Source organism: Mesorhizobium marinum (genome assembly GCF_040813675.1).
GTDB lineage: Bacteria > Pseudomonadota > Alphaproteobacteria > Rhizobiales > Rhizobiaceae > Mesorhizobium_K > Mesorhizobium_K marinum.
Window position 1 is genome coordinate 500 of record NZ_JBFOCI010000026.1, and the last position, 550, is coordinate 1,049.

The 550-nt window shown below is 56.2% G+C and carries 1 protein-coding gene; it reads left to right on the plus strand.

All coding sequences use genetic code 11. The annotated features are described in order from the left end of the window. Positions 1-466: hypothetical protein (locus tag ABUE31_RS22685; protein ID WP_367726036.1), on the plus strand; the 466-nt coding region annotated here is incomplete at its 5' end. Between the last annotated feature and the right edge of the window lie 84 nt (positions 467-550).

Consider the following 550-nt stretch of genomic DNA (forward strand, 5'->3'; position numbering starts at 1 on the left):
ACCAGGTCGATATGAACGCTGGGAGGAAGCCAAGGCTCACGGCTTCGAGCACACAAAAGTGCCCGTCACAACCCGCGGCTTCGAACCCAATCCGGCCGGACCCTTCTGGCACAACTATGATTCTCACATCGTTGTCCGAACGTGGCTGCGAAACAATGTCCTATTCTCTCGTCTCGTGACAGAAATCATCAAGGAGGAAAGGGCGGCGACGGGCTCCGATGAAGCGGCAACCCGTGAAATTTCCAGCGCGCGAAGCCTTGCAGGCGTCAAACTGCCGAATCTATACAAGCAATTGACAGGCAAGGAGTACCGCTTCTCGACGGCGAAGGACGGCCCCCTGGCAAATGCCGGCGGACCAAAGTTTGTACGCATGTGCTTTGCCGTTATGGGCCTGCCTACGCCATCATTGGCAACGCTGAGAACCCATTGGCAATCGCCTGAAGTTCGCTCGGCGCACAGTGCCTAGACGGCACCGAAAATAGCTATGGCTTAGGCACGTCACAGGGTGTCTGTCATGTGAACATGTGGGGACGGGCATGAATAGATGCAT